The sequence below is a fragment of the Micromonospora sp. DT231 genome (genome assembly GCF_049847025.1).
Classification (GTDB): domain Bacteria; phylum Actinomycetota; class Actinomycetes; order Mycobacteriales; family Micromonosporaceae; genus Micromonospora.
In genome coordinates this window covers 1-1,407 of the sequence record NZ_JBNCNO010000035.1, presented here as the reverse complement: position 1 = coordinate 1,407, position 1,407 = coordinate 1, and the positions used below count along the sequence as shown (strand labels likewise).

General features: G+C 69.2%; 1 protein-coding gene. It reads left to right on the top strand.

The features are described from left to right. Positions 1-302 precede the first annotated feature (302 nt). Positions 303-1,382 (top strand): IS110 family transposase, encoded by a 1,080-nt coding sequence (locus ACPXBU_RS34785; RefSeq protein WP_425761394.1) that lies wholly within the window; start codon positions 303-305, stop codon positions 1,380-1,382. The last annotated feature ends 25 nt before the right edge of the window (positions 1,383-1,407 follow it).

Genomic DNA, 1,407 nt, shown 5'->3' with positions numbered 1-1,407 from the left:
ACAGAAAGTGCAAGACGCTTCTATGTACGTGGTGATCGGTTCGGCTGGTTGCCGCTAGGTTCGGCGTCGATGATCGCTTGGGTGACTCATTGCCGATCCGGCCGCTCGGAGTGCGGGTGTGCCTTGTGCAAGACCTGTCCCCAGGTGGTCGTCGGCGCCGGCCCGGCCCACCTTGCTGGCCTGATCAGAAGCCTGCCCGTGCGAGCACACGTGGCCCATCACAGATTTGCCGCCGAGGTGACTGCATCCCGAGCCGACGCCGACTGTCCCGGTCGTCACTGGCAAAGGAGCAACAACCCGAGATGGCACAGATCGTAGAGCGGGTCACGGATCGCTATGACGTGGTGGTGGGGGTGGATACCCATACCGACACGCACACCGCTGCGGTGCTCGACCGGTTCGGGGCGGTGCTGGCGCAGGTCACCGTGCCCACCGACCCGGACGGGTTGAGCCAGCTGGTGGCCTTCGCCGCCGCGCACACTCCGCTGGACGGGCGCCGGTTGTGGGCGGTAGAGGGCACCCGGGCGCACGGTCAGGGACTGTGTCGGCTGTTGAGCGCTGCCGGTGAACCGGTCTGCGAAGCGCCCAAACCCGCCGCCGCGCTCCGCCGCCGGGGCGGCAAGTCCGACCAACTCGACGCGGTCGCCGCCGCCCACGCCGTGCTGGCACTGTCCACCGACCGCGTCGCCGTGCCCCGCAGCGACGGACCACGCGAAGCGCTGCGTCTGCTGCTGGTCTGCCGCCGCCACCACAGCGACACCCGCACCGCCACAGTCAACCTGGTCAAAGCGCTGATCCTGACCGCCGACGACACTCTGCGCCACGCCCTACGCGGGCTGAGCACCACCCACCAAATCACCTACCTGGCCGCCCTCGACCCATCCGAGAGCACCCACCTGCCCATCGAGGAACACACCCGCCGCCGCGAACTGGTCACCCTCGCCCGTCACATCCACACCCTCGACGACGCACTGGCCGACAACCACCGACGCCTACGCGCCCTCGTCACCGAACTCTGCCCACCCCTGCTCGACCAACCCGGAGTCGGACCCGTCACCGCCGCGATCGCCCTCACCGCCTGGTCACACCCCGGCCGCGTCCGATCAGAAGCCGCCTACGCCACCCTCGCCGGCGCCGCCCCCATACCCGTGGCCAGCGGCCGCACCGACCGACACCGCCTCAACCGCGGCGGCGACAGAACCCTCAACAGCGCCCTGCACACCATCGCCCTGACCCGCCGCCGCATCCACCCCGAAACCCGCGACTACATCAACCGACGCCGCGCCCAAGGCCGCACCACCAGAGAAATCAACCGCTGCCTCAAGCGCTACATCGCCCGACAGCTCTACCGCACCATCACCACCCACCACCGCACCTCTTGACAACCCCCACTCACAGATCGGCGCG

What these genes read in the sequence shown, in the direction of transcription:
- ACPXBU_RS34785 (WP_425761394.1), top strand. Translation starts at nt 303, where the DNA reads ATGGCACAGATCGTAGAGCGGGTCACGGATCGCTATGACGTGGTGGTG.